Source organism: Ottowia oryzae (assembly GCF_003008535.1).
In the GTDB taxonomy this organism is placed as follows: domain Bacteria; phylum Pseudomonadota; class Gammaproteobacteria; order Burkholderiales; family Burkholderiaceae_C; genus Ottowia; species Ottowia oryzae.
Map to the genome: position 1 here is coordinate 2,697,210 of NZ_CP027666.1, position 24,928 is coordinate 2,722,137.

The 24,928-nt window shown below is 66.5% G+C and carries 24 protein-coding genes, 1 tRNA gene and 1 riboswitch; of the genes, 7 read left to right on the forward strand and 18 right to left on the reverse strand.

Annotated features, from left to right (window positions below; genetic code table 11):
- Window positions 1-8 precede the first annotated feature (8 nt).
- The 3 genes from msuE to rpiA form a co-directional block, all read right to left on the reverse strand.
- Window positions 9-578: an FMN reductase gene (msuE, locus tag C6570_RS12290; protein ID WP_106703472.1), complete on the reverse strand. Its 570-nt coding sequence runs from the start codon at window positions 576-578 to the stop codon at window positions 9-11.
- Window positions 579-745: 167 nt separating this feature from the next.
- On the reverse strand, window positions 746-901 hold the full coding sequence (locus C6570_RS18175; protein WP_164675540.1) for a hypothetical protein: 156 nt from the start codon (window positions 899-901) through the stop codon (window positions 746-748).
- 148 nt (window positions 902-1,049) lie between these two features.
- On the reverse strand, window positions 1,050-1,721 hold the full coding sequence (gene rpiA, locus C6570_RS12295) for a ribose-5-phosphate isomerase RpiA (protein ID WP_106703473.1): 672 nt from the start codon (window positions 1,719-1,721) through the stop codon (window positions 1,050-1,052).
- A gap of 49 nt (window positions 1,722-1,770) precedes the next feature.
- On the opposite strand from rpiA, the gene C6570_RS12300 reads away from it, so the two are divergent.
- Complete coding sequence (locus C6570_RS12300; RefSeq protein WP_106703474.1) at window positions 1,771-2,835, forward strand: quinone-dependent dihydroorotate dehydrogenase; 1,065 nt, start codon at window positions 1,771-1,773, stop codon at window positions 2,833-2,835.
- Window positions 2,836-2,918: 83 nt separating this feature from the next.
- Here the strand turns inward: C6570_RS12300 and C6570_RS12305 are convergent, their stop codons facing one another.
- The 3 genes from C6570_RS12305 to C6570_RS12315 are packed head-to-tail and all read right to left on the reverse strand — an operon-like array spanning window position 2,919 to window position 6,130.
- The gene (locus C6570_RS12305) at window positions 2,919-3,917 is read right to left on the reverse strand and encodes an alpha/beta hydrolase (RefSeq protein ID WP_211297595.1); all 999 of its coding nucleotides are present in this window, start codon (window positions 3,915-3,917) and stop codon (window positions 2,919-2,921) included.
- Between the two features lie 12 nt (window positions 3,918-3,929).
- Window positions 3,930-5,096, reverse strand: a complete 1,167-nt coding sequence (locus tag C6570_RS12310) for an NAD(P)/FAD-dependent oxidoreductase (RefSeq protein WP_106703475.1) — start codon at window positions 5,094-5,096, stop codon at window positions 3,930-3,932.
- Entirely contained in the window at window positions 5,093-6,130 is a 1,038-nt protein-coding gene (locus C6570_RS12315; protein ID WP_106703476.1) for a histone deacetylase family protein, read from the reverse strand. Before C6570_RS12315 ends, C6570_RS12310 begins: the two co-directional genes overlap by 4 nt.
- 228 nt (window positions 6,131-6,358) lie before the next feature.
- Between C6570_RS12315 and C6570_RS12320 the strand changes: the two genes are divergently transcribed.
- Window positions 6,359-6,757 carry a hypothetical protein gene (locus C6570_RS12320; RefSeq protein WP_106703477.1) on the forward strand — a complete coding sequence of 133 codons (399 nt, stop codon included), beginning with the start codon at window positions 6,359-6,361 and terminating at the stop codon, window positions 6,755-6,757.
- Between the two features lie 135 nt (window positions 6,758-6,892).
- On the opposite strand, the gene thiD is transcribed toward C6570_RS12320, so the two are convergent.
- From thiD to thiC, 10 genes are all read right to left on the reverse strand, one after another.
- Window positions 6,893-7,753 carry a bifunctional hydroxymethylpyrimidine kinase/phosphomethylpyrimidine kinase gene (thiD, locus tag C6570_RS12325; RefSeq protein WP_106703478.1) on the reverse strand — a complete coding sequence of 287 codons (861 nt, stop codon included), beginning with the start codon at window positions 7,751-7,753 and terminating at the stop codon, window positions 6,893-6,895.
- 206 nt (window positions 7,754-7,959) lie between these two features.
- Window positions 7,960-9,597, reverse strand: a complete 1,638-nt coding sequence (locus C6570_RS12330) for a PfkB family carbohydrate kinase (RefSeq protein ID WP_164675541.1) — start codon at window positions 9,595-9,597, stop codon at window positions 7,960-7,962.
- A gap of 4 nt (window positions 9,598-9,601) precedes the next feature.
- Window positions 9,602-11,722, reverse strand: a complete 2,121-nt coding sequence (locus tag C6570_RS12335) for a DUF262 and DUF1524 domain-containing protein (RefSeq protein ID WP_106703480.1) — start codon at window positions 11,720-11,722, stop codon at window positions 9,602-9,604.
- 9 nt (window positions 11,723-11,731) lie between these two features.
- Window positions 11,732-12,553: a thiazole synthase gene (locus tag C6570_RS12340; RefSeq protein ID WP_106703481.1), complete on the reverse strand. Its 822-nt coding sequence runs from the start codon at window positions 12,551-12,553 to the stop codon at window positions 11,732-11,734.
- 236 nt (window positions 12,554-12,789) lie between these two features.
- Window positions 12,790-14,160, reverse strand: coding sequence for an arginine-ornithine antiporter (gene arcD / locus C6570_RS12345; RefSeq protein WP_245896480.1), 1,371 nt, complete (start codon window positions 14,158-14,160; stop codon window positions 12,790-12,792).
- 53 nt (window positions 14,161-14,213) lie between these two features.
- Window positions 14,214-14,375, reverse strand: a complete 162-nt coding sequence (locus tag C6570_RS18180; protein WP_164675542.1) for a hypothetical protein — start codon at window positions 14,373-14,375, stop codon at window positions 14,214-14,216.
- A gap of 503 nt (window positions 14,376-14,878) precedes the next feature.
- Window positions 14,879-15,361, reverse strand: coding sequence for a hypothetical protein (locus C6570_RS12355; RefSeq protein ID WP_123812259.1), 483 nt, complete (start codon window positions 15,359-15,361; stop codon window positions 14,879-14,881).
- A 53-nt stretch (window positions 15,362-15,414) separates the two neighbouring features.
- Window positions 15,415-15,660, reverse strand: coding sequence for a sulfur carrier protein ThiS (gene thiS / locus C6570_RS12360; protein ID WP_106703485.1), 246 nt, complete (start codon window positions 15,658-15,660; stop codon window positions 15,415-15,417).
- A 29-nt stretch (window positions 15,661-15,689) separates the two neighbouring features.
- Window positions 15,690-16,832: an FAD-dependent oxidoreductase gene (locus C6570_RS12365; RefSeq protein ID WP_106703486.1), complete on the reverse strand. Its 1,143-nt coding sequence runs from the start codon at window positions 16,830-16,832 to the stop codon at window positions 15,690-15,692.
- A 98-nt stretch (window positions 16,833-16,930) separates the two neighbouring features.
- Window positions 16,931-18,811, reverse strand: coding sequence for a phosphomethylpyrimidine synthase ThiC (thiC, locus tag C6570_RS12370; protein ID WP_106703487.1), 1,881 nt, complete (start codon window positions 18,809-18,811; stop codon window positions 16,931-16,933).
- Between the two features lie 75 nt (window positions 18,812-18,886).
- Window positions 18,887-18,999, reverse strand: a riboswitch (TPP riboswitch).
- Between the two features lie 107 nt (window positions 19,000-19,106).
- Between thiC and C6570_RS12375 the strand changes: the two genes are divergently transcribed.
- From C6570_RS12375 to C6570_RS12395, 5 genes are all read left to right on the forward strand, one after another.
- Window positions 19,107-19,182, forward strand: a tRNA-Asn gene (locus C6570_RS12375).
- A 295-nt stretch (window positions 19,183-19,477) separates the two neighbouring features.
- On the forward strand, window positions 19,478-20,401 hold the full coding sequence (locus C6570_RS12380) for a TauD/TfdA dioxygenase family protein (protein WP_106703488.1): 924 nt from the start codon (window positions 19,478-19,480) through the stop codon (window positions 20,399-20,401).
- A gap of 77 nt (window positions 20,402-20,478) precedes the next feature.
- Entirely contained in the window at window positions 20,479-21,504 is a 1,026-nt protein-coding gene (locus C6570_RS12385) for an ABC transporter substrate-binding protein (RefSeq protein WP_106703489.1), read from the forward strand.
- A gap of 107 nt (window positions 21,505-21,611) precedes the next feature.
- Complete coding sequence (locus C6570_RS12390; protein ID WP_106704675.1) at window positions 21,612-22,634, forward strand: ABC transporter ATP-binding protein; 1,023 nt, start codon at window positions 21,612-21,614, stop codon at window positions 22,632-22,634.
- Complete coding sequence (locus C6570_RS12395) at window positions 22,631-23,581, forward strand: ABC transporter permease (protein ID WP_106703490.1); 951 nt, start codon at window positions 22,631-22,633, stop codon at window positions 23,579-23,581. The genes C6570_RS12390 and C6570_RS12395 overlap by 4 nt, the downstream gene beginning before the upstream one ends.
- 209 nt (window positions 23,582-23,790) lie before the next feature.
- On the opposite strand, the gene C6570_RS18005 is transcribed toward C6570_RS12395, so the two are convergent.
- Together C6570_RS18005 and C6570_RS18010 are read right to left on the reverse strand one after the other, a co-directional pair.
- The gene (locus C6570_RS18005; RefSeq protein WP_123812260.1) at window positions 23,791-24,288 is read right to left on the reverse strand and encodes a hypothetical protein; all 498 of its coding nucleotides are present in this window, start codon (window positions 24,286-24,288) and stop codon (window positions 23,791-23,793) included.
- A gap of 90 nt (window positions 24,289-24,378) precedes the next feature.
- Window positions 24,379-24,624 carry a hypothetical protein gene (locus C6570_RS18010; protein WP_123812261.1) on the reverse strand — a complete coding sequence of 82 codons (246 nt, stop codon included), beginning with the start codon at window positions 24,622-24,624 and terminating at the stop codon, window positions 24,379-24,381.
- Between the last annotated feature and the right edge of the window lie 304 nt (window positions 24,625-24,928).

Genomic DNA, 24,928 nt, shown 5'->3' on the forward strand with positions numbered 1-24,928 from the left:
GCGTTGTCCTACAAGCCGATCACCTCCGGCAGTGCCGCGCGGTTGGGCAAGAATGGAAAGGACTTTTCGACCGATAAGGCAATGCGATCGAGCAGCGCCTGGTCTGTGATCTCGTAGCCACTGAAATCCGCGTCGATGGCGTACACGCCCACGGGCAGCGTCAGCGCCCTGAAAAAGCTGAACAACGGGCGAAGCTGGTGGTCAATCACCAGCGAATGACGCTGGCTTCCGCCCGCAGCGGCCAGCAGGACGGGCCTGTCCACCAGCGCATCCTGACCCACGAAGTCGAACAGGTGCTTGAACAGGCCGCTGTACGAGCCGCGGTACACAGGGCTGGCCACAATCAGCATGTCCGCAGACTCGATGGCGCTGATCTCTGCTTCGGCGATGGCGTTCAGGTGGCTGCGATACACCGCACTGCCCAAGTGGGGTGCGATGGCGCCGAGTTCGACCACGCGCGCCTGAATGGGGTGCGCCTCAGCCAGCGTATGCAAAATCTGCTCCACCAGCGCCCATGTCTTTGAAGGCCGGTTGACACTTCCGGCCACCGCGACCACCTTGAGTTTTTTCTGACCCATCGAACATCCTCTTCGACCCATGTGGCACCTTGCAACGGTGCACGCCCATTCAAAAAGCGGGGCGCATGGGCATTAGAGCGCTGTAGGGCGCGCGGCGTGGCTCGAAACTCGACTATCGATATGCGTTCCGTGGCGCGCTGCATTACACGTTGCAGCGCGCCGTGGGTTCAAGAGCGCCGCGCCGCCTGACGCCCGGTGCGCGTGGCACGCACCGCACGCGCGACTTTTCCTTCGTCTTCAGACTTCGGCGCCTTGCCGCTCGAATAGGCCTTCTTGGCCGCCATGACGGCGGCGGCCAGAGCGAGCAGTTTGATCAGTTTCATGACGATGGGTCCCTTGGTTTTGACTATGAATTGGAGACCCACAGTATCTGGCGGTGCGCCGGCAGCGCCTGTGCGCCGATTCCGACGTAGGCGTCCGACAAAGGCGGATTCGGGCCAGAGTTTGACCTGACCACGCCGCGCAACGCGCTCAGTACGACAGCGTACGCACCCCATCGGCGGTACCGATCAGGCAGACGTCGGCCTTCTGGTGCGCGAATACCCCCACGGTGACGACGCCGGGCCACTGGTTCACTTCGCTCTCGAAGCCCAGCGGATCCAGAATCAGCAGGCCGCGCACGTCCAGGATGTGCTGGCCGTTGTCGGTTACCAAGGGCTTGCCGTCCTTCAGGCGCAGCGTGGCCAGGCCGTTCAGCTTTTCAAACTGCCGCGTGATGCGCTGCGCAGCCATCGGAATCACTTCCACAGGCAGCGGAAACTGCCCCAGCGCATCCACCAGCTTCGATTCATCGGCGATGCAGACAAAGCGGCGCGCCTGCGCGGCGACGATCTTCTCGCGCGTCAGCGCGGCGCCGCCGCCTTTGACGAGGTGCCCGCGCGGGTCGATCTCGTCCGCGCCGTCGATGTACACCGCCAGCTCGCCCACCTGATTGGCGTCGAACACCGGAATGCCCTGCGCCTTCAGCAGCCGCGTGGATGCCTCTGACGACGACACTGCGCCCGCAATGCGGTCCTTGATCAGGCCCAGCTCGTCAATGAACTTGTTCACCGTTGAGCCGGTGCCCACGCCCACGATTTCGCCCGGCACCACGTAGTCCAGCGCAGCCTGGCCCACGAGGGCCTTCAATTCGTCCTGGGTCATTTGCGACAATTCCTCCACACCTACACAAAGTCTTGCTGAGAATTATCCAATGGCCCTGATTCCCTACGGTCTGGCGCGCCCGTTTTTGTTCAACCTCGACCCCGAAGCGGCGCACGACCTGACCATCGACAGCCTGGCGCGCGGCGCTGGCACGCCGCTGCAATGGGCCTGGTGCCACAGCCGGGTGAACGACCCGATCACCCTGGCCGGGCTGCAGTTGCCGAACCGCGTTGGCCTGGCGGCGGGGCTGGACAAGAACGCCCGCGCCATCGACGGCTTTGCGGGGATGGGTTTCGGTTTTGTCGAGGTGGGCACCGTTACGCCACTGGCGCAGCCGGGCAACCCCAAGCCGCGCATGTTCCGCCTGCCCGAGGCCAATGCGCTGATCAACCGCATGGGCTTCAACAACGATGGGCTGGATGCGTTTGTGCGCAACGTCAAAAGCTCTCGTTTGTATAGCAGCCAGCGCACGTCCGGCGGGCGCCAGCGCATGGTTTTGGGCTTGAACATCGGCAAGAACGCCGCCACGCCGATAGAGCGCGCCACCGACGATTACCTGATCGGCTTGGCGGGCGTTTTCCCCTACGCCGACTACGTGACGGTGAACATCTCCAGCCCCAACACCAAGAACCTGCGCGACCTGCAAAGCGATGCCGCGCTGGATGCGCTGCTGGGCGCTCTGAAGTCGCGCCAGCGCGAGCTGGCCGACGAGCACGCGCGCGAGGTGCCGCTGTTCCTGAAGATCGCGCCCGATCTGGACGGCGACCAAGTGCAGGCCATTGCCGATGCGCTGTTGCGCCACGGCATCGACGGCGTGGTCGCCACCAACACCACCTTGTCGCGCGAGGCGGTGCAAGGCATGCCGCACGCACAAGAGACTGGCGGGCTTTCCGGCGCGCCGGTGCGCGAAGCCAGCAACCGCGTGATCGCCGGGCTGCGCGCGGCGCTGGGGCCGCAGTTTCCGATCATCGGCGTGGGCGGCATCCTGAGCGGCGCCGACGCCGTGGCCAAGATCCGCGCGGGCGCCGACGTGGTGCAGCTGTACACCGGCCTGATCTACAAAGGGCCGGCGCTGGTGCAAGAAGTGGCGCAGGCGCTGCGGGCCGCGCGCTGATCGGTTGCGCGCCTGCGCGCAGGGCGGCGTTGCTGCCGCCTGCGCTGGGCGCTGGGCGCCGCCTGGGGCCAGCGGCCAGCCCGTTACCGCGCGTGCTGGGCCAAGAACTTCATCGACTGATCGAACACTTCGCGGCTGCCGTCAAAGCGCATGTTGAAGTTGAAGTCGTGGTTGATGGCCTCGCGGTAGCTCAGCGGGTAGATCTGCGCCGTGACCGGCACGTTGAGCTGCTTGAGCCGCTCGATCAGCGGCAGGGTCTGGGTTTTGGTCAGCGTGTCTGCCTCAGAGGCGCTGATGTACACGGGCGGAAAATGCGTATTCAGCCACGGGTAGGCGGACATGCGGTCCAGCGTAGCGTCGCTGGGCTGGCGCTCGCCGCTGTACTGAGCCAGAACCGAATGCGTGCCCCAGCTCATGATCGCGCCGGCCTTGTCTGCCGCGTGGTACAGCACCTTCACGTCGTACACGCCGCTGTGCAGCACCAGGCCCTTGATCTGCGGCGCCGCCAAGGCGGGCGACAGCGCCAGCTGGCCAGCCATCTCGGGTGAATTCACAGCCGCCACGTTGCTGCTGACGATGTTGGCGCCAGCAGAGTCGCCGCTGAGAAAGACGCGGCCCGTGTCGATGGGCCAGCGCGCCGCGTTCTGCAGCACGTAGCGCACGGCCTGGTTGAGTTCTTGCACCTGCTGCGGGTAGGCCGCCTTGGGCACCAGCGTGTATTCCACGTTGACCACGGCCAACCCGCGGTCAGCGATGAGCCTGGCGTAGGGCTGCATCGCCTCTTTGTGGCCAGCCACCCAGCCGCCCCCGTGCACCAAAAAGACCACCGGCAGCTTGGCCTGCGCGTGTTGCGCGGGGTACACCACGTCCAGCCGCTGGCTGGGCAGCTCGCCGTAAGCCCGATTGGCCTGCACGGTGATTTCTTGGCGAATGTGCTCGTCCGCGTACTGGCGCAGGTACTTCACGTTTTCTTCGGTCTGCGCGTTGTCCATGGCCTTGGCCAGTACTTTGACGGGCAGCGCCTGGCAGCCCGCCAGCAGCGCGGCCAGGCTCAGGGTGATGATGGCAAGTGGCGTTCTCAACGTTCCAGCTCCTCAAGATTGAATATCGGTGGCGATGCGCGCCACCCAGTCGCCAATGGCCAGGCAGCTTGTCAACCCGGGCGATTCGATGCCGAACAGGTTGACCAGCCCGGTAATGCCGTGCTCTGCCGGGCCTTGGATCACGAAATCGGCCGCCGGCTGGCCGGGGCCGCTGATTTTGGGGCGAATGCCGGCATAGCCCGCCTGCAGCGCGCCATCGGGTAGCGCCGGCCAGTAGCGGCGCACTTCGGCATAGAAGCCGTCGCCGCGGCGGGGGTCTACCAGGTAGGCGTCGGGCGCGTCGGGGGAATCTACCCACTGCACATCGGGGCCAAACTTGGCCTGGCCACCCAGGTCCAGCGTGAGGTGAACCCCCAGGCCACCGGGCTCTGGCACGGGGTAAATCAGGCGGCTGAAGGGCGCACGGCCACTCAGCGTGAAGTAGTTGCCCTTGGCGAAATAGGCGGTGGGCACGTGGCGCGCGTCCAGTCCGTGCGTGGCTGCGGCCAACGCCGGCGCGTGCAGCCCGGCCGCGTTGACGACGGTGCGCGCGCGCAGCACCGTCGCTTGGGCGCCTTCTGCATCCACTATCACATCGATAGCTGCCGGCGCTGGTGCCGCCTGCGCTACAAGCCGATTCACTTTGGAATTGACGGCCAGCATGCCGCCCGCGTTTTCCATGTCGCCCAGCAGGCTGAGCATGAGGCCGTGGCTGTCCACGATGCCGGTAGAAGGCGACAGCAGCGCCGCATGGCAGGCCAGCGCGGGCTCCAGCGCGCGGGCTTCGTCGGCGCTGATCAGCCGCAGGTCGTTCACGCCGTTGGCCGCGGCGCGCTGCTGAATGGCGCGCAGTTCATCGACCTGCGCGGCGCTGGTGGCCACGATCAGCTTGCCGCAGCGCTGGTGCGCCACACCACGTTCGGCGCAGTAGGCGTACAGCTGCTCCTTGCCCTGCACGCACAGCCGCGCCTTCAGCGAGCCGGCCGGGTAGTAGATGCCGGCGTGAATCACCTCGCTGTTGCGCGCGCTGGTGCCGGTGCCAAAGGCGTCGGCGGCCTCTAACAGCATGACCTCGCGGCCGGCCAGCGCCAGCGCGCGCGCCACCGCCAACCCAACCACGCCCGCGCCGATCACGACCGCGTCCACGGCCTCCACATTCGCTTCGTCTGTCTGGCTCATGCTGCTTCAAACCCCTCAAGTACGTGGCAGGCGTTGTGCCCCAATTCGGCGCTGGCGTAGCCGCCTTCCAGCACGAAGGCAGTCGGCAAGCCCAGGCGGCGCAGGCGCGCGCCCAGGCGAGCGAATTCGCCTTGCTGCAGGCCAAAGCCACCAATGGGGTCGCCGCCGAAGGTGTCCAGGCCGAGCGAAACGACCAGCGCGTCGGCGCGGTGGGCTGCCACGCATTGGCAGGCCACTTCCAGCGCATCCAGCCACGCGGCGGCGCCCGTGCCGGCGGGCAGCGGCAGGTTCAGGTTGAAGCCGGCGCCCTCGCCCGCGCCGGTTTCGTCGGCGTGGCCCAGGTAGAACGGGTATTCGGTCAGCGGATCTCCGTGCAGGCTGACGAACAGCACGTCGGCGCGGTCGTAGAAGATGGCCTGCGTGCCGTTGCCGTGGTGGTAATCCACGTCCAGCACGGCCACGCGCTGCGCGCCGCCCAGGCGCAGCGCTTGCGCGGCGACGGCCGCGTTGTTCAAGAAGCAGTAGCCGCCCATGAAATCCGGCCCGGCGTGGTGGCCGGGCGGGCGGGTGGCGCAAAAGGCGGCGCGCTCGCCCGCCAGCAGGGCATGCGCGGCGCTGGCGGCCGCATCGGCCCCGCCCTTGGCCGCGGCCCAGGTGCCGGCGGCCAGCGGCGTGCCGTTGTCCATTGAGTACAAACCCAGGCGCGCGATGAAGTTGCCAGGCTCCACATCGCTGCGCAGCGTGCGCACCGGCCAGACGGACGGAAACGGCTGCAGGTTGGCATTGGCCGCATCCAGCGCCAGCCATTGGCGCCAGGCGTCTTGCAGGAAAGCCAGGTAGCGCGGCGCATGCACCTGTGCCAAGGCCGCAGCGCTGTCGTGCGTGGGCGCCTCTACGGCGGCGCCAGCCGCGGCCAGCGCTTGCAGAACGTGATCGGCGCGCGTGGGGTTCTCAAAGCATGGCACGCGCTGGCCGCGGTAGAACTCATCGCGCGGGTTGTGCCCGGATTGGTCGGGGTTGTTGAAGATGCGCATGGGTAAAGCCTGGTGAACCCGCCGATCTTCGCAGCTTTGCCGGGCACTTTGGCGGCCCTCGGCAAGCACGCAGCGGTGTCGGACAGCGCCGACGCCCGCAGCGCCCCGCGCCCTACCCCCGCGTGGCGAGCTGGCCGACCCGTGGTGGACGCGGCGCTGCCTACAGTCAAGCCCAGGCCGCACCAGACAGGTGCGCCCCACCACTTATCTACACACAGGAGATACCGCATGACCAAGCTTTACCCCACCCTCGTCGCCCTGATGGCAGCCGGCTTTGTGTCTGGCCAGGCCATGGCGCTGACCAAGGCCGAGTACGACGCCGAGAAAGACCGCGTCGAAGCCACCTACAAGGCCGACAAGGAACAGTGCAAGAGCCTGGCTGGCAACGCCAAAGACGTGTGCGAGAAAGAAGCCAAGGGCAAGGAACATGTGGCCAAGGCCGAGCTGAAGGCCCAGCACGAACCCACGCCCCGCAACCAGGAAAAAGCGCGTGAAGCCCGCGCCGACGCCGACTATGACGTGGCCAAGGAAAAGTGCGACGACCTGAGCGGCGACGCCAAGAGCGCCTGCAAGAAAGACGCCAAGGCAGCCCACACCAGCGCCGTGAAAGCGGCCAAGGGCAAGTAAGCCGCCCGGCCCATTTGGCGTGGCGCGGGTCTTTGCCCGCCACCGCGCCGCCCAGCAAAAAAGCCCGCATGAAGCGGGCTTTTTGTCGCGGGTGCGACGCGCTATGCGTGCAGTCGCGTGTCGGTCAGCGCGCGATCAAGACGGGTTCGCCAACTCGCGGAACACCATAGCCTTGGGCGAAAACCCATGGTTCAGCGGGCCGGCGCCGTGGCCGGTGCGCACGCCCGCGCCGCTTTTGAGCGCGTCGATCACGAAGCTGCGCGCTGCCTCGGCCGCCAGCACCAGCGGCAAGCCCTGCGCCAAAAATGCCGCCAGCGCTGACGACAGCGTGCAGCCCGAGCCGTGCACGTTGGGCGTGTGCACGCGTTCAGACTGCATCACGTGCGGGTCTTTGCCGCGCTCCAGCAAATAGTCGCGCACCTCTTCGCCGGGCAGATGCCCGCCCTTGAGCAGCACGGCGCGCGCACCCATCTGCAGCAGCGCCTGCGCGGCGGCGGGCATGTCGTCGGCTGTCTGCACCGGGCGGGCCAGCAGCAGTGCGGCTTCATCGAGGTTGGGCGTGATCAGATCGGCGCGCGGGAAAAGCTGCGTGACCAGCGCCTGAACCGCGTCGGCCTCGATCAGCCTGGCGCCGGTGGCCGAGACCATCACCGGGTCCAGCACGATGTGCTGCAGGCCGTGGCGGTCGATGGCGTGGGCCACGGTGTCGACCAGCTCGGCGCTGTGCAGCATGCCGATCTTGACGGCGTGCGCGCCGATGTCCGAGGCCACCGCGTCGATTTGCGCCGCCAGAAAATCGGCCGGCGCCCCGTGGATGGCGCGCACGCCTTGCGTGTTCTGCGCCGTGAGCGCCGTGATGGCGGTCATGCCGTAGCAGCCCAGCGCGCTCAGGGTCTTCAGGTCGGCCTGGATGCCGGCGCCACCGCCGGAATCCGAGCCGGCGATCACCAGCACGCGCACATATTCATGGATGGGGGGGAAAAACTCCGTCGTCATCGACATTTGACTGGCCTTCTGGTCACACACAAACGAGCCCAGACCGCCATTAGAGCAGGTGTGCGGGCGACCTTGCCAGCGATGCGGCGCCGCTGGCGCCACAGGCTCGGCGCCGTGCACGTCGCGCCACGGCGCGCTGACTCTGGCCCTGCGTATTCCCTACGAAGCTCACAGGCGCCAGCCCCCGGCAGTTGCGCCGATCCCGATCAGTTTCTCGCCAAAGACGGATGCGGCAGCGCAGGCACCGGCAGCCGCGCCGCTGCGCGCCCGCGTGCGATGGCGGCGCGCCAGCCGGGCGCTAGCACGGCCGGGTCTTCGCCCAGCCCGCGCACCACGCACACGCCCGCAGCGCCGCTGGCGGCCGCGGCCTCGGCCTGCGCGTGTTCCAGAATGCCGCCGATCGCCACCACGGGCGCGCCGGCCATGTGCACCCACCAAGCCAGGTTGTCCAGCCCCTGCGGGCGCCAGGGCATGTCTTTGGTCAGCGTGGGCCACACCGGGCCGCAGGCGGCGTACCAGGGGTGCAGGCTGCGGGCGCGGGCCAGTTCCCACAAGCTGTGGCTGCTGATGCCCAGCTGCAGCCCCGTGGCCGCCAGCGCGGCACGACCATCGGCGCCCAGGGCTTGCAGGTCTTCCTGGCCCAGGTGCAGCGCCAGGTGCGGCGCGGCGCCCGGGTCTTGCGCGGCCATGTCGCGCGCGCGCTGCCAGTGGTCGTTGACGACCAGGGTGGCGCCCGCCGCGCGGCAGGCGGCCAAGGCAGCGCGCAGCTCCGTATCCAGCCGCAGTGCCCACGCCGCGTCGGCCGCATGGTCGGCGGGCGTCTTGATGCGCAGCTGCACGGTGGTGATGCCGGCCTCCAGCGCACTGGCCACGCGCTGGGCGCTGTCCACAATCCCGTACAGGCCCAGATCCACTTCTGGCCATGAATTCAGCTGCTGGCGCCCGTCCAGCCTGCGCAAGCAGCTATCAAAATCAGAGTCTTCACCCCATGACATGAGGGGCATCAGGCCAGGCTGCGTGCCAAAGCCCATTGGCGCCGCCACCGGCCCGGCGCCCTGCCCGGCCGCGTAGCCGTGGCGCAGCGCCCAGGTGGTGGCCATCTTGGCCAGCACCAGCGCATCGGGCGCGACAAAGCCCAGTGCCAATGCAGCAGCCGCGCTGGTGGCAAAGGTGCAGCCCGTGCCGTGGGTGTGCGGGGTGGGCAGGCGCGGCAGGGCCAGCCAGCCGTTGGCCAGATCGGTCTGCACCCAGTCCAGCGACCAGGCGGGTTGCGCCGCGCCATCGTCGCCGCCAGTGATGACCACGGCCTGCGCCCCGGCGACTTGCGCATTCGGGGCTTGCAAGGCGGCGGCCAGCGCGGGCACGGGCGTGCCGTCTGGCAGGCCAGTCAGCCGCAGCGCTTCGCGCCGATTGGGGGTGACCAGCGTGGCGCGGGGCAGCAGCAGCTCGCGGTAGGCGCGCAGCGTGTCGTTGTCCGCAAACGCGGCGCCGGTGCTGGAGCGCAGCACCGGGTCCACCACCAGCGCCAGCTGCGGATTGGCCTGGCGCAGGCGATCCACCCAGCGCGCCACCACGGCGATCTGCGCGGCGCCGCCCAGCAGGCCGGTTTTGATGGCGGCGGGCGGCATATCGGCGGCGAGGGCGGCCAGCTGCGCATCCAGCAGCTCGGGCGACACCGGCTCAACCTGCGTGACGGCCACCGAGTTCTGTACCGTGATGGCCGCGACCACCGGGCACAGGTGCACGCCGAAGGCGGCTGCGGCGCGCGCGTCGGCGCTCAGCCCGGCGCCGCCGCCGCTGTCGTTGCCGGCGATGCTCCAGATGACCGGATTGAGGGGCCGCATCACGTCAGTCATTTGGCACGTCCCCCATTTGCAGTTCTAAAGCCTGGCGGATCAAGCCTATTGCATAGGGCAACTCCTGCTCGGACGAGAGCGCGAGCTGCACCTCGCCATTGCCCCAATGGCCGACATTGGACACGTCTTTTGCGACCTTTTGAGGGTCGTCCAAGTCGGCAAACTTCATATTCAAAAACAGCTTGAGCTGTTTGGCTTGCGGCACCACGTCCACAAAGTTGTATTCGGCCTTGTAAGAAACATAGAGCTTGAAGTACTCCTCGGTTACGGCGGCGTCCAGTGCCAGCACTTCGCGGCGCAACGCATCAAACAGGTGGTCCACCGGCGCCTTGTTCAGCGCCGGAAAATCCGCACGGGTGCGTACCAGGTTGGCAGCTAAGCGTTTTTTGTCGAATTGGTCCAACACATCAGCGCTCAGCGTGGGCCGCGCCCAGACGCGGCTGGCCTCTTCACTCAAACGCTGCGCGCGTGCCGCAATGGCGGCTTCGTCCCACGAATTCAGCAGACCAAGTCCGAGGTTGAGCTTCAACGGGCTGGCGCCAAAGCCGATGTGATGACCCTCTGTATCGCGCAGGTCGCGCTTGTCGACGAACGACTTGTCGCTGTACTGGCTGTTGTAAGCCGTGAGTGTGAGGTTGCCCAAAGTGTGCAGCCATTGAGACTGCACGCGCGCCCAGTCAGCACCCAAGTCTTGTCGCCACGCGACAGACAAATCCGTGCTCTGCGGCAGGATGTGCTCAATGGTGTAGTTCTCTACCGCCACACGCTCTTTCTTGCCGTGGTTTTCCAGGCGCCGCAACCAATAGTTGCGCCTGGGAAAGCGGTACAAATCCTTGGTCTTTAGCTTACCTTGAAACTCGTCGTCCGACGGGAAGGCGCGATAGGACTGCTCGCGCAGCAGCGCAGCCTGCACGCTGGTCAAGTAGTGCTCGCTGTCGACCAGACGCACCAAGCGCAAGAAGGTCTTGGCCAGCGAATTGGTGGGCAGGTTGCAAATGGCACGCCGAAATACGTAGCTCTCCACCGTGCGGGCCAGTTGCAGCAGTTGATCGGCGCTCAGCCGCGCGGCGGCGTAGTCCGCGTACGCCTTCAACAAAAACGGGTAGGCCACGTCCACACGCAACTCGCGCAGATCAGCGAACGCGTCACGCAAGCTTGTTTGCGTCTCCTGCCCCAGCGCCATCATCGCGTAGTGCTTGGCAAAAGCATGCAAGTCAGACACCAGTGCTTCGAGCGCCTTGGCGTCGCTTCCGTGCGGCGCAAAGGACTTGAAGGCGCTGTACACCTGCCGGACGTTGGGTATCTCACCCGTTTTCAGCGTCAGGTAGTGGCGCATGAAGTTGTCGAAATGCTCGGCGTAGCCTTGACTTCCAAAGACCTGCTCCATGGGGCGCCAATGGCTTTGGTACAAGCGTGCCTGCTCTGCCGGTGGCAGGCCCATGAGTATGTAGTTGCGAATCAAGTCGGCCTGGGTCAAATCCAGGCCGGTGGAGTTCATGCTTTCAAAGATGAGTTGCGGGTTGTCGCTGCGCTCCAGCGCCACCTCCACCGCCATCAGTTTTCCCAAGCCCTTGCACAGCGCTTCAAGCTCATGCGCATGCTCTTCGATCTGTTGGGCAAAAAACCCATGGTTGGCCCGCACACGCTCTGCCGGCGTCGACGGCAGCGGCGTGCCAGTGATCAGCGCACGCAAAGTGGCATTGTCCGACTCGGATAAGCAAAGTTTGTAGTGCCGATCCCCCGTCTCCAGGCTGTTGACCAGGTAGTACCCACGCAGCTTGGGCGCTGAGAAAGCACCCAGCAATTCACCCACGCCGTGCTTCTCAAAATGCTGCGCCAGCGCAAGAATAAGCAGGGTGACGCTGGTCAGACGCTGCTGCCCGTCAATGACCTGCAGGGGCTCCTTGTGCCCCATGGTGGAGTTGCCCTGTACGTAGACGACCGAACCTAGGAAGTGCGCTTGCAAAGCGTCCTGCCGCCCTGCTCGCAAAATGTCTTGCCACAGTTGCTCGCATTGCCCACGGTTCCAGGAATAGTTGCGCTGATAGATCGGAATTTCAAACTGTGGTGCATTGGCCAACAGTTGAAGCAATTCAATGGCATTCGCTTTCACGTACCGGCCTCAATTGATCAAAAACGGGTTGCCGGTGACGGGCGTGGTGGCGGTGGCGAAGTCTTGCTTGGCCATCACTCCAGCCAGGTACGCGGCGCGGCCCGCTTCAATCGCCTGGCCAAACGCAGCGGCCATGCGCACCGGGTCGGGCGACTGGCTGACTGCGCTGTTCAGCAGCACGGCGTCAAAGCCCATCTCCATCGCCTGCGCGGCGTGGCTGGGCGCGCCAATGCCCGCGTCGATGATCAGCACCACGCCGGGCAGGCGCTCGCGCAGCAGGCGCAGCGCGAAGGGGTTGACCAAACCCTGGCCACTGCCGATGGGCGCGCCCCAGGGCATGAGCAAGGGGCAGCCCGCATCCAGCAGGCGCTTGCAGGTCACCAGGTCGTCGGTGCAGTACGGGAACACGGTGAAGCCGTCCTTGGCCAGCTGGCGCGCGGCCTCGACCAGCTCCACCGGGTCGGGCTGCAGCGTGTATTCGTCGCCCACCACTTCCAGCTTGACCCAGTCGGTGTCGTACAGCTCGCGCGCCATGTGGGCCAGCTGAATCGCCTCGCGCGCGGTGGTGCAGCCGGCGGTGTTGGGCAGCAGGCGCGCGCCTTGCGTTTTGAGGGCGGCGCGGATGATGTCGACAAAACCGTTGTCGCCGCCCGCCGCCAGCTGGCGCTTGAGGCCCACCGTGACGATCTGCGAGCCGGACGCGGCGATCGCCTGCCCCAGCACCTGCGGCGAAGGGTAGCCGGCGGTGCCGAGGAGGAAGCGGCTGGTCAGGGTGACATCGCCCACGGCCCAGGCGTCTTGGGCCTGATTGTTGAAACCTACATCCGTCATTGATCTGCTTCTTAAAACGAGGGATAACGCAAAGGGGGCGCGTGTGCGGCGCAAAGGCTTGGCAGCGCGCTGTACGCCTGATTTTCGCGCGGCGGCCGGGGCGGCGGCTGATCTGGCGCAGCTTGCCGTAGCGATGACGGTGTCTGCGCGCCAGGCCACTGCGCACGCACGGCCCTTTTTGCTCTAAATTGAATAGCTTCTGGCGCAGGTGCAGCCAGCGCCAGCAGCCGATTTCACTACAAACTCAGCCAACCCGCCTTCAGGCCCCAACCAGCAACGGCCGCTGCCGCCAGCACGGCAACGGCCATCGGCCATTCCCTGCGCGACAGCATGGGTTTGCCCTGCGCGCGCTGGCCCGCTGCGTACAGCACGGCGCCGGGGGCGTACAGCAGCGCCGACAGCAGCAGGTATTTCACCCCGCCCGCGTACAGCAGCCAGGCGGCGTAGACCACGGCCACGGTGGCGATGGCCAAGTCACGACGGCGCAGGCTGGTCTGCGCCGGGCCGTACCCCTGCCCGCGCCACGCCAGGCCCAGCCCGTACAGCGCGGCCCAGCTGTAGGGCAGCAGCACCATCGAAGTACCCAGGTTAACCAGCGAGAGGTAGGTGGAATTGCTGACCAGGGTGATCAGCAAGAAGGTCTGCACGCAGCCGCTGGTCAGCCACATGGCCTTGGTGGGCGCGCCGCGTGCGTTAGCCTGGGCCAGCCACGCGGGCGCGGCGCCATCGCGCGCGGCCATGTACAGCGTTTCGCTGGACAGCATCAGCCACGACAGCAAGGCGCCCGACAGCGAAATCAGCAGCCCCAGGCTGATCAGCGCCGCACCCGTGGGCCCGATGACGTGCGCCAGCACATGGGCCATGGACGGGTTTTTGAGCACCGCCAGCTCCGGCTGCGTCATCACCCCGAGCGAGAACAGGCTGACGCTGACCATCAACGCCAGCGTGAACAGAAAACCCAGCAAGGTGGCGCGGCCCACGTCCACCCGCCGCTCGGCGCGGGCTGAGCACACACTGGCGCCTTCCACCCCGATGAACACCCACACGGTGACCAGCATCATGCTGCGCACCTGGTCGGTCACGCTGCCCAGTGCCGGGTTGGCGTGGCCCCACATGTCTTGCGTGAACACATCGGTGCGAAACGCCAGCCCCACCAGCAGCACGAACAGCGCCAGCGGCACCAGCTTGGCCACCGTGGTCACCTGGTTGATGAAAGCGGCCTCACGAATGCCGCGCAGCACCAGAAAGTGCATGCCCCACAGCATGACCGACGCGCTTGCCACCGCCACCGGGGTGTTGCCGTCGCCAAACACCGGCAGGTAGTGACCCAGCGTGCTGAACAGCAGCACGTAGTAGCCCACGTTGCCCAGCACCGCCATGAACCAGTAGCCCCAGGCCGAACTGAAACCCACGAACGGCCCAAACCCGGCGCGCGCGTAGGCGTACACACCCGAATCCAGCTGGGGCTGGCGCAGCGTGAGGTTGACGAACACCAGCGCCAGCGCCAGCATGCCCAGCCCGGTGATGCACCACGCCAGCACCGTGGCGCCAACCCCGGCGCCTGCGGCGGTGTTCTGCGGCAGCGAAAAGATGCCGCCGCCGACCATGGACCCCACCACCAGCGCCGTGAGCGGGCCCAGGCGCAGCTTGCTTGGCGCGTTCACAGGGCAGCCCCTTGGGCGCTGCGGATGGGGTGCGTGGCCGGTACGTGCGTCAGTGGCAACGCGGCGTGCGGCGCAAGCGCGTCAGATGCAGACGCCACCTGCGCACTGATCGGGATGACCAAGCCGGCGCGGCCGAAGGGCGTATTGAGTGAGTGCATGTGGCAATCCTTACCGGGTTCTGGCAGCGCCGACCAATGGCCGAACGCCGTTTTCAGTCGCACCCGCCCTTGCGTGGGCGCCACCCTGCCTCGGCACGCCTTGCGCGCGCCGTTGAATCGCCATGCCATCAAATCTTTCTCCCTCCGGCTCTTGGCCATGGCCTGCTGCGGCTCGCCCTGAGCGCGGTCATCAAACCCGTCGAAGCCCAAAAGAGCCGCCCAATTCAGCGGCCCTTCGCCCCGCCCAAAAACCCAAGCTGTTCTGGATGTGACGGCAGTGTAAGTGGGTGGCCTGGCCGACCGGCATCCGCGCGCCTTGGTCCGATCTATAGACGACTGCGTGGCCAAGCAAATCTCGCTCCAGCGCACGCTGCACCTGCGCAAGCAGCTATTTACTTCATAGCAGACAGTCTTGAGCGAATGACCGTCTGATGCCCGCGCGTTACCGGCACGCTTGCCCAAGCAGGGCGGGATTGCCGCGAGCGCAGGCGCGAGGCTGCTCGCTAGCCGCGCCGCACCTTGGCGCCGTGCGCGCTGGCCTGATCGGCGATGTACTGCCTAGCCTGCGCGCTCAGGCCGCCCGTGGGCAAGGTGGCCCAGGCCGCGTCGTCGGTCTGCATCAGCCAGAACTGGGGGTACGGGCGCAACTCGGTGATGCGGGGCCACGGCAGTGCTGCGCTGCCTGCGGCGCTGGTGATCTGCAGGCCCGCTTCGTCGGCCACCAGCGCGGCCGATGCGGTGGGGCCCAGCGCTCGCAGCGCGTTCTGCGCCGCGCGCCACAGCTGCAGCCAGACCACCACCGGCATGACCAGCGCCAAGCCCAGCGCGAGGCCGAGCACGCCAATGGTCCAGCCGCGCTCGCCCTGCAGCCACAGGTAGGCGCCCGCGCCGCCCATCAGCAGCACGGCCAGCGCGTAGCGCCATGAAAACAGCGCCTGCCATTTGCGCCAGGTGGCGCGGCGCAGCAAGGCGACGCTGTAGGTCATGGTCGCCTCATGGCGCTGCGGCGCGCCCTCCGGCGGCTGGGGCGCCACCGCGCTCAGCCCCCCACGATGGGCTGAAACAGCAGCACCGCGTCGCCCTCGGCCAGCAGGCGTTCGGCGCGCTGGCCGCGCGGCACGAAGTCGCCATTCACGGCAGAGCTGACGGATTCGGGCGCGTGGCCGATTTGCGCCACCAGGTCGGCCAGGCTGGTGCCCGCAGGCAACTGGCGCGGCTGCCCGTCCAGCTGGATGGTGATGGCCGAAGCGCCCTGGCCGGCGGCGGGGGAAGAAGCGTGATTCATAAGTCCAACAAGGCTCTAGCGCCCGTGCATCAAGCGCTGTCAGCTACGCAATTCATAGTGAATTCGCTGCCCAGCCACCCATTGTCGCGCAGCGCCTTCTCCGCCAGCGCGGGCGCCAGCAGCCAGCCGTGGCGGAACAAGCCGTTGATGCGCAGCAGCGCGCCTTCGTGGTCGATGCGCGGGTTGTTGTCGGGCAGCGCGGGGCGCAGGTTGACGTCCAGCCGCAGGATGCGCGCCTCGGCCAGCGCCGGCACCACGCTGTGCGCGGCAGCCAGCAGCTCGACCACGGTGCGCAGGCTGGCGGGGCTGCGGTCTTCGCTTTCGATCTCGCTGGCGCCGACGATCAGCACATCCCCCGGGCGCGGCACCAGGTACACGCGGTGGCGCGGGTGCAAGAGGCGCGTGGGCCGCGTCAGGCCGTGGCCGGGGCAATGCAGCCAGGCGACTTCGCCGCGCACACCACGCACGGGCAGCTCGGGCTTGGCGCCCACGGCCCGCACGTCGATCACGCGGTCAAACGCCAGCAGGCGGCCGTCGCCCATTTGCAGCACACCGCCCTGCCCGCCTGCCCGCGCGGCCAGCACGGGCGCGCGCCAATGCCAGTCGACGCCGGGCGCGTCGTCGTGCAGCGCGGCCATCATCGCCACGGTGTCGACCTGCGCCTCACCCGGCAGCAGCCAGGCCAGGGCCGGCCCTTGGATGGCGGGCTCCAGCGTGCGCAGGGTGGGCAAGTCCAGCGCCTGCACGCCCTCCGGCGGTGACAGGCGCTGCCATTCGGGCGTGGCGGTGGCGGCGCGAAGCCGCTCTAGCACGCGCTGCGCCGCGCCCAGATCGGTGCGGTGCGCCAGCATCAGGCTGCCTTCCGCGCGAAAGTACGGCGCTTGCGGCAAGTTGGCGGCGATGTCGCGCCACAACTCGATGGAGCGCCAGCCCAGGGCGGCCTCGCCCGGTTCGGCGTTGTCCAGCTCGGCCAGGGGGCTGAGCATGCCCGCCGCCGTAAAGCCGGCCGCCGTGGGCACATACGGGTCAGGGGCCTGGCTGCGAAACACGGGGCCGGCGCCCTCGGCCGGATCAAAGACGCTGACGCGCCAACCCGCGTGTGCCAGTCGCCAGGCCAGCAGGCGGCCCAGCAGGCCGGCGCCGGCAATGCCGACGGTGGGTAGTGATTGCATAGCGCTTTTCTTGGAAAACGTCAGGATTGTGGGCGGCGCCCGCGCTGCGGGCTTTGCGGGCGCTCAACACCGCGCGCCGCCAGCGCGCCAAGCGCCGGTCACACCGGCTGAATCGGCACGTAGAACTCGCCGCCCGCCGCCTTGAACTCTTGCGACTTCGCGGCCATGCCCGCGTTTAGCGCTTCCTGCTCGCTCACCCCCTTGGCGGCGGCAAAGTCGCGCACTTCCTGCGTGATTTTCATCGAGCAGAACTTGGGGCCGCACATGCTGCAGAAGTGCGCGGTCTTGGAGGCGTCCTTGGGCAGGGTTTCGTCATGGAATTCGCGCGCGGTTTCGGGGTCCAGGCCCAGGTTGAACTGGTCTTCCCAGCGGAATTCAAAGCGCGCGTGGCTGATCGCGTCGTCGCGCGCGCGGGCGGCAGGGTGCCCCTTGGCCACGTCGGCAGCGTGGGCGGCGATCTTGTAGGCAATGATGCCCTGCTTCACGTCGTCGCGGTCGGGAAGGCCCAGGTGTTCCTTGGGCGTGACGTAGCAGAGCATGGCCGTGCCCATCCAGCCAATCATGGCGGCGCCGATGGCGCTGGCGATGTGGTCGTAGCCCGGGGCGATGTCGATCGTCAACGGCCCGAGCGTGTAGAACGGCGCTTCGTGGCAGTGCTTGAGCTGTTCGTCCATGTTGGCCTGGATCATATGCATGGGCACGTGGCCAGGGCCTTCGATCATGGTTTGCACGTCGTGCTTCCACGCGGTTTGGGTCAGCTCGCCCAGCGTGCGCAGCTCGGCAAACTGGGCGTCGTCGTTCGCGTCCGCCGCGCAGCCGGGGCGTAGGCCGTCACCCAGGCTGAAACTGACGTCGTACGCCTTCATGATTTCGCAGATCTCTTCGAAGTGCGTGTACAGAAAGCTCTCTTGGTGGTGCGCAATGCACCACTTGGCCATGATGGAGCCACCCCGGCTGACGATGCCCGTCACGCGGTCGGCCGTGAGGTGGATGAACGGCAGGCGCACCCCAGCGTGGATGGTGAAGTAGTCCACGCCCTGCTCTGCCTGCTCGATCAGCGTGTCGCGGAAGATGGCCCAGGTCAGGTCCTCAGCGATGCCGCCCACCTTTTCCAGCGCCTGGTAGATGGGCACGGTGCCAATCGGCACGGGGCTGTTGCGCACGATCCAGTCGCGCGTAGTGTGGATGTTCTTGCCGGTGGACAGATCCATCACGTTGTCGGCGCCCCAGCGGATGGCCCACACCAGCTTTTCCACTTCTTCCTCGATGCTGCTGGTGACGGCGCTGTTGCCGATGTTGGCGTTGATCTTCACGCGGAAGTTGCGGCCGATGATCATCGGCTCCACCTCGGGGTGGTTGATGTTGGCCGGGATGATGGCGCGCCCGCGCGCCACTTCGTCGCGCACGAATTCGGGCGTGATGCGCTCGGGCATGACGGCGCCCATCGGGTTACCGCGCCGGCGGGCTTCGCGCTCGCGCTGGCTGAGGAACTCCTGCGCCCATTCCATGCGGCCGTTTTCGCGCAGGGCGATGTATTCCATCTCGGGGGTGATGATGCCCTTGCGTGCGTAGTGCATCTGCGTGACATTGCCGCCGGCCTTGGCGCGGCGCGGCTGGCGCTGCAGGGCAGCGGCTTCGCGGCGCAGCTGCTCGATGCGTTCGCCATCACGCCCGTCGTGCTTGCCGCCATCGTCCAGGATGTGCGCCAGGCGGCCTTCGTACGCCTCGGTATCGCCGCGCTCGGCTATCCAGGCGGCACGCAGCGGCTGCAGGCCCTGGCGGATGTCGATGGAGGCGGTGGGGTCGGTGTAAGGGCCGGACGTGTCGTAGAAAGACACTTCGCGCCCATTGGTCAGCCGCACGTCGCGCACCGGCACACGCAGGTCGGGTCGGCTGCCGACGATGGCACCTTTGGTGGAGGCAGGCAAGGGCTCACGCGTGAGGGCGAGCATTTCGGCGATCTTGTCGGGGGCGTTCATCGGTGGTCTCCAGGTGGTCCGTGGGTGGACCCCGGGGGCCGATGACAGGACGCCGGCGCCGTTGAGGGGGCGCCCGCCTGAAAAGCCTTCTCTTCCTTACGCCGGTACTAACCGGATCAAGTTGACGGGTTCGGTCGACCAGATCGACCATCTCAGCTCGCCTACAGCGGGCACCCCGGAGTGTGGCGGCATCATAGCGCTGCCGCCGCCGCGCAGCGCGGATCGCAACTTTTTTGACACTTTTTTGGCTGCGACTGGAAAAAGGTCCATTTTCAGCATATACTGCGAGGCTTGTTCCCTGATAGCTCAGTCGGTAGAGCGACGGACTGTTAATCCGCAGGTCCCTGGTTCGAGCCCAGGTCGGGGAGCCAAAAAACGCAAAGCCCCGCACGAAAGTGCGGGGCTTTTTCGTTGGCGACGCTGCGCAATGTGCATCGCCCGTTTCAGCCCGGACTCAGGCATTTTTGAGACGATGGCATCCTCGCGCGCAAGGCGCTGAGGCCGCGCGGCACCCCGCCAGGCAAGGGCACGGCAAGCCCCACGCGGGCGCATCCAGGTCGATCAGCCAGCGCATAAGCTCTTTCCAAAAATGTCGTTTGCGCCGCGGAGGCTGGCGCCTAGAGTGGGCAGGACTGCTTCACCACCGACCCTTGTGTCGATTGCGCTATGTCCACCCTGCTTGACTCCGCACCTGTTGCAACGCGCACGCCGCCCGTTGGCGCCGCGCCCGCCGCTCATCAAAGTTTCGACGTTCGCCGCATCCCTGGCCCCTTTGGGGCCGAGGTGGTCGGGCTGGATCTTTCCGTACCGCTCGCCAACGAAGACTTTGCGCGCATCCACCGCGCGCATCTGGCGCACCACGTGCTGGTTTTCCGCGATCAGCGCATTACTCCCGACGAGCATGTGCGCTTCAGTCAGCGCTTTGGGCCGCTGCAGATTCATGTGCAGCGCAAGTTTCAGCTGGCGGGCCATCCGCCTGTGCTGGTGGTTTCGAACATCCGTGAGAACGGCCAGCCCATCGGACTGGGCGACGCCGGCCACTTCTGGCATTCCGACCTGTCGTACAAAGAGCGGCCCAGCCTGGGCTCTCTGCTGCATGCGCAGGAATTACCCTCGGAAGGCGGCGACACGCTGTTCGCCGACCAGCACGCTGCGTATGAAGCGCTGCCGTCGGCATTGAAGGCGCGCATCGACAAGATGCAAGCCGAACACAGCTATCTGGCGCGTTACGACGAGCTGCGTGCGCGCAACCCGTGGCGGCCCGCGCTGACGCAGGCGCAGATCGACGAAGTGCGCCCCGTGATCCACCCCGTGGTGCGCACCCACCCCGAAACCGGGCGCAAGGCGCTGTTCGTCAGTGAGCATTTCACCACCCGCATCCTGGGCCTGGCCGAGTCGGACAGCCACCTGCTGCTGCAAGAGCTCTTTGCCGCCAGCACGCAGCCCCGCTTGCAATACCGCCATCGCTGGCAGCCGCACGACCTGGTGTTTTGGGACAACCGCTCGGTCGTGCACCTGGCTGCGGGCACGCCCGACCACCTGCGCCGCAAGCTGTACCGCACGACGATCGAGGGCGACCGGCCTTACTGAGCTGCGCGCTCGTTCGGCAACGCACATCCTTAAACCACATTTGCCCGTCGCCTGGACTGACTGAGGAGGAAACCACCATGCACAAGCCCCGCGTTTTGAAGATCACCCGACGCCTGACACTGATCGCCACCGGCCTGGCGCTGGCCGGCACCACCCTGAGTGCGCAAGCGGAAGGCCGCGTTCGCATTGCACAGCAGTTCGGCATCGTCTACCTGATGCTGAACGTGGCGCAAGACCAGAAACTCATCGAGAAGCACGCCAAGGCTGCGGGGGTGGACGCTAAGGTGGAGTTTGTCCAGCTGTCTGGCGGCCCCGCCGTCAACGACGCGCTGCTGTCCGGCAACATTGATATTGCAGGCGCCGGGGTTGGGCCTTTGCTGACGCTGTGGGATCGCACGCGCGGCAAGCAGAACGTGCGTGGCGTGGCTTCGCTGGGTAACTTTCCTTACTACTTGGTCAGCAACAACCCGGCGGTGAAGACGATTGCCGACTTCACCGAGAAAGACCGCATCGCCCTGCCCGCCGTGGGCGTCTCGGTGCAGTCGCGCGTGCTGCAGCTGGCGTCGGCCAAGCTGTGGGGCGACAAGGACTTTGCGCGGCTGGACAAGTTCAGCGTGGCACTGCCGCACCCCGACGCGGCAGCGGCCATCATCAAGGGCGGCACCGAGATCACCGCCCACTTCGGCAACCCGCCCTTCCAGGAGCAGGAACTGGCCGGCAACCCCAACGCGCACATCGTGCTCAGCTCTTACGACGTGCTGGGCGGCCCCAGTTCGGCCACCGTGTTGTACGCCACCGAAAAGTACCGTACCGAGAACCCCAAGACCTACAAGGCCTTCGTCGCCGCGCTGGACGAGGCGGCGCAGTTCATCGCTGCCAACCCCGAGAAGGCCGCCGACATTTACCTGAAGGTATCCGGCGCCAAGATCGACCGCGACCTGCTGCTCAAGATCATCAAGAACCCGCAGGTGCAGTTCAAGACCGCACCCCAAAACACCTACCCCCTGGCCGCCTTCATGCACCGCGTGGGCGCCATCAAGAACCAGCCCGCTTCGGCGCGCGACTATTTCTTTGACGACGCGCACAGCGCAAAGGGCGACTGATGAGCCACCCCGCCACCTGGACCAGCCGCTGGGGCGCATGGCGCGCCAACGAGGGCGGCCTGACCGACGACCCCATCGGCTGGGCAGATGCCAGCAGTTGGGCCCGCATGGCGGCCTACGGTCAGGCGCGCCGGCACGGTGAACCGACGGCGCAACCCGCCGCAGCGCCGCGCATCGGTAGCGCCTACCAGCGCAGCCCGGCTGCCACGCGGCGGCCAAGTGGCGCGACCACCCAAGCCACCGGCCAAACGCAGCAAGACGCGCCTCAGCTCCAGGCATCGCACCCACGCGCACCGCTGCTGTCGGTGGACCAGGTCAGCCTGGAATACCGCACGCCACGGCATGTAGTGCAGGCCACACAGCGCGTCAGCTTTGAGGTGCATGAGGCCGAGCGTTACGTGCTGCTGGGCCCGTCGGGCTGCGGCAAATCCACCTTGCTGAAGGCCGCCGCCGGCTTCTTGCAACCGCGCGAAGGCGCCATCCGCCTGGATGGCCGCGAGGTGGGCGGCCCGGGGCCCGACCGCGTGGTGGTGTTTCAGGAATTCGACCAGTTGCCGCCCTGGAAGACAGTGCTGCAAAACGTCATGTTCCCCCTGCAGGCCTCGCGCACGCTGCGCGGCGCGGCGGCGCAAGAGCGCGCCCTGCACTACATCGACAAGGTAGGGCTGAGCAAATTCACGCACGCGCACCCGCACGAATTGTCTGGCGGCATGAAGCAGCGCGTGGCCATCGCCCGCGCGCTGGCCATGCAGCCGCGCGTGCTGCTGATGGATGAGCCCTTCGCCGCGCTGGACGCACTGACCCGCCGCCGCATGCAAGAGCTGCTGCTGCAGCTGTGGGACGACGTGCGCTTTACCCTGCTCTTTGTCACCCATTCGATTGAGGAGGCGCTGGTGGTCGGCAGCCGCATCGCCGTGCTGTCACCCCACCCCGGTCGCCTGCGCGCTGAGCTGAACAGCCACGACTTCGACCTGAGCAGCGCGGGCAGCCCCGCTTTCCAGGCCACGGCGCAGCGCATCCACCACCTGCTGTTCGAACACGAACACGATCAAGCGGAAACCCCTGCCCCTGATCGCGATGCGCGGCCGCAGAGCACCGCCCGCACCAGCGCGCTGGAGGCCGCAGCATGAGCGGCACCCTGATCCACCTGGGCGCCCTACCGAGCCGCAGCGAAGGCAGCGCGGCCCCCGAATCGCGTGCCACCGCCAGCACCGCACCCTCCCCCGCCGTGCGGCCGGAACGCGATCTGCCACTGGAGCCCGTGGCCGCCGCTGCGCAGCTGCGCCGCCTGCCCGCGGGCGCGCGGATTTGGTCGCACGGCTGGGTGCGCAAAGGGCTCATCCTGGTTGCACTGGCGCTGGCGTGGCAGCTTGCCGCGCTGTGGCAAGACAACGACTTGCTGCTGCCAACCTTCACCGCCTCGGCCCAGGCGCTGGTGCAAGGCCTGGCCAGCGGCGAGTTGCTCGGCAAGGCGGCCATCTCGCTGGGCATCCTGCTACAGGGCTACGTGCTGGGGGTATTGCTGGCGCTGGGCCTCACCACGCTGGCCGTGTCCACGCAGCTGGGGCGCGACTTGCTCAGCACACTGACGTCCATGTTCAACCCGCTGCCTGCCATCGCGCTGCTGCCCCTGGCGCTGCTGTGGTTCGGCCTGGGGCGCGGCAGCCTGGTGTTCGTGCTGATTCACTCGGTGCTGTGGCCACTGGCGCTGAACACCTACGCAGGCTTTCAGGCGGTGCCAGAGACGCTGCGCATGGCCGGGCGCAACTACGGTTTGCGCGGCGCGCGCTATGTGGTGCAGATCCTGGTGCCCGCCGCGCTGCCATCCATCCTCTCAGGTCTCAAGATCGCGTGGGCCTTCGCCTGGCGCACGTTGATCGCTGCTGAGCTGGTCTTCGGCGCCTCGTCCGGCCAGGGCGGGCTGGGCTGGTACATCTTCCAGAACCGCAATGAGCTGCACACCGACAACGTATTTGCCGGCCTGGCGCTGGTGGTGCTGATTGGCCTGGCGGTCGAGACGCTGGTGTTCGCCACGCTGGAGCGACTCACCGTGCGGCGCTGGGGGCAGCAGCGGTAACAACGGCGGTAGGAACGGCGGTTTGCGCCGAAGCACAGCACCCGATTCGCTTCTGTCGTGCGTTATTGGCCTGCGGTTAAAAATGCCGCCAGCGCCCTGCCCATCAGCGCCGGCAGCTATCATTTACATAGCTTTAGGTACCTTGGCACCTGGCCAAACAAAAAAGCCCCTGAAAGGCGATTCAGGGGCTTTGACTTTCATTGAGCCACTCAGCTGGCGTACCGCCGCCGGCTGCGCCAGGCCGCCAGCAAGCCGATGGCTGCGCCCAGGCCGGTCAGAGCCCACCACGAATTGGCGGGCACGAGTGCGGGCGGTTGGTAATTGACGCAATTGGCCGATATCTGCAAAGCCATGTTCAGGCCGTAGTTCCAGCCCGCGTTCCTCACGTGAAACGAAATATAGTTGCTGCCCACATTCAAAGTGGGGGCTGCAGGCGTAATGGCCGAAACCAAGAAATCCCGATTAACGGGCGAGCTGAAACCTGAAGCCAATGGCGGGGTGACATTCAAATTGGCGGCACTGTATGGCGTACCGCCGTTGAAAGAAATGTAATCCAGGGCATCGTCCACCAACGCGGTGTAGGTGACGCGAACGCTGCTCAGGTCGATGGTGCTGTCCGCACTAAACCCCGCTGCAAATTCGATGTTGCTGTTGCTAGGCCCTGTAAATGTTCGCCCGCCAATCCAGCCGGACGTGGGCAGTGCCACCCACGGTGGTTGCGCAGGCGGCGGATTGAGTTGAGGCAACCCGCGTGCATAGGCTGGCCCCCAGCCCCAACCATTTTCGTTCACCTGCCACTAGTTGTCGGAATTACCCACCGCCAATTCAGCCGACCTATCCGGCAAATAACCCGTGTTGAGATTGACCTGCGTGGTGGCCATGGTGGTGGACGAACCGCATGTCAGCCGCGGCGCCGCGTTGAATGACTGCGCACTCGCGCCCCCGGCGGCAGCGAGTAAAGCCGCTGCAACCCAAAGAATTCTTTTCCCGCTTTTCATCATCAGATTAATTTTTTTGGTTAAAAGATAAAAACCAAGCTGCAAAACGAATGCAGTCCAACGGCTTCAGGCCAAACAGTCCCGCGTGAGACAGGTTTAAGCGCCGAGGCTTGAGTGCCAACACTTCGGCGATTGAGCAAAAAGGCCAGTTCGGAAGACGAATCGGCCCTGGCCCGCGCTGCTTTCTGCGACCGCATCCAGAATCCTTAACACCAAAATGTGCCTGAATGTCATTTTGGCATCATAAGGTGCCGGCCATCCGGCGGGCTGGCCCGGCGCGCGGGCACGGCGCAGTTCTGCCTGTGCTTCTATTCGGCCATAGCCAGGCCGGCGCGCTTGACCGACCCGC

What these genes read in the sequence shown, in the direction of transcription:
- C6570_RS12380 (WP_106703488.1), top strand. Translation starts at nt 19,478, where the DNA reads ATGTCCACCCTGCTTGACTCCGCACCTGTTGCAACGCGCACGCCGCCC.
- C6570_RS12395 (WP_106703490.1), top strand. Translation starts at nt 22,631, where the DNA reads ATGAGCGGCACCCTGATCCACCTGGGCGCCCTACCGAGCCGCAGCGAA.
- msuE (WP_106703472.1), bottom strand. Translation starts at nt 578, where the DNA reads ATGGGTCAGAAAAAACTCAAGGTGGTCGCGGTGGCCGGAAGTGTCAAC.
- C6570_RS12365 (WP_106703486.1), bottom strand. Translation starts at nt 16,832, where the DNA reads ATGCAATCACTACCCACCGTCGGCATTGCCGGCGCCGGCCTGCTGGGC.
- C6570_RS12355 (WP_123812259.1), bottom strand. Translation starts at nt 15,361, where the DNA reads ATGACCTACAGCGTCGCCTTGCTGCGCCGCGCCACCTGGCGCAAATGG.
- C6570_RS18180 (WP_164675542.1), bottom strand. Translation starts at nt 14,375, where the DNA reads ATGCACTCACTCAATACGCCCTTCGGCCGCGCCGGCTTGGTCATCCCG.
- C6570_RS12330 (WP_164675541.1), bottom strand. Translation starts at nt 9,597, where the DNA reads ATGCGGCCCCTCAATCCGGTCATCTGGAGCATCGCCGGCAACGACAGC.
- C6570_RS12315 (WP_106703476.1), bottom strand. Translation starts at nt 6,130, where the DNA reads ATGCGCATCTTCAACAACCCCGACCAATCCGGGCACAACCCGCGCGAT.
- arcD (WP_245896480.1), bottom strand. Translation starts at nt 14,160, where the DNA reads ATGGTCGGCGGCGGCATCTTTTCGCTGCCGCAGAACACCGCCGCAGGC.
- rpiA (WP_106703473.1), bottom strand. Translation starts at nt 1,721, where the DNA reads ATGACCCAGGACGAATTGAAGGCCCTCGTGGGCCAGGCTGCGCTGGAC.
- C6570_RS18175 (WP_164675540.1), bottom strand. Translation starts at nt 901, where the DNA reads ATGAAACTGATCAAACTGCTCGCTCTGGCCGCCGCCGTCATGGCGGCC.
- thiS (WP_106703485.1), bottom strand. Translation starts at nt 15,660, where the DNA reads ATGAATCACGCTTCTTCCCCCGCCGCCGGCCAGGGCGCTTCGGCCATC.
- C6570_RS12320 (WP_106703477.1), top strand. Translation starts at nt 6,359, where the DNA reads ATGACCAAGCTTTACCCCACCCTCGTCGCCCTGATGGCAGCCGGCTTT.
- C6570_RS12385 (WP_106703489.1), top strand. Translation starts at nt 20,479, where the DNA reads ATGCACAAGCCCCGCGTTTTGAAGATCACCCGACGCCTGACACTGATC.
- thiD (WP_106703478.1), bottom strand. Translation starts at nt 7,753, where the DNA reads ATGACGACGGAGTTTTTCCCCCCCATCCATGAATATGTGCGCGTGCTG.
- C6570_RS12390 (WP_106704675.1), top strand. Translation starts at nt 21,612, where the DNA reads ATGGCGGCCTACGGTCAGGCGCGCCGGCACGGTGAACCGACGGCGCAA.
- C6570_RS12340 (WP_106703481.1), bottom strand. Translation starts at nt 12,553, where the DNA reads ATGACGGATGTAGGTTTCAACAATCAGGCCCAAGACGCCTGGGCCGTG.
- thiC (WP_106703487.1), bottom strand. Translation starts at nt 18,811, where the DNA reads ATGAACGCCCCCGACAAGATCGCCGAAATGCTCGCCCTCACGCGTGAG.
- C6570_RS12310 (WP_106703475.1), bottom strand. Translation starts at nt 5,096, where the DNA reads ATGAGCCAGACAGACGAAGCGAATGTGGAGGCCGTGGACGCGGTCGTG.
- C6570_RS12300 (WP_106703474.1), top strand. Translation starts at nt 1,771, where the DNA reads ATGGCCCTGATTCCCTACGGTCTGGCGCGCCCGTTTTTGTTCAACCTC.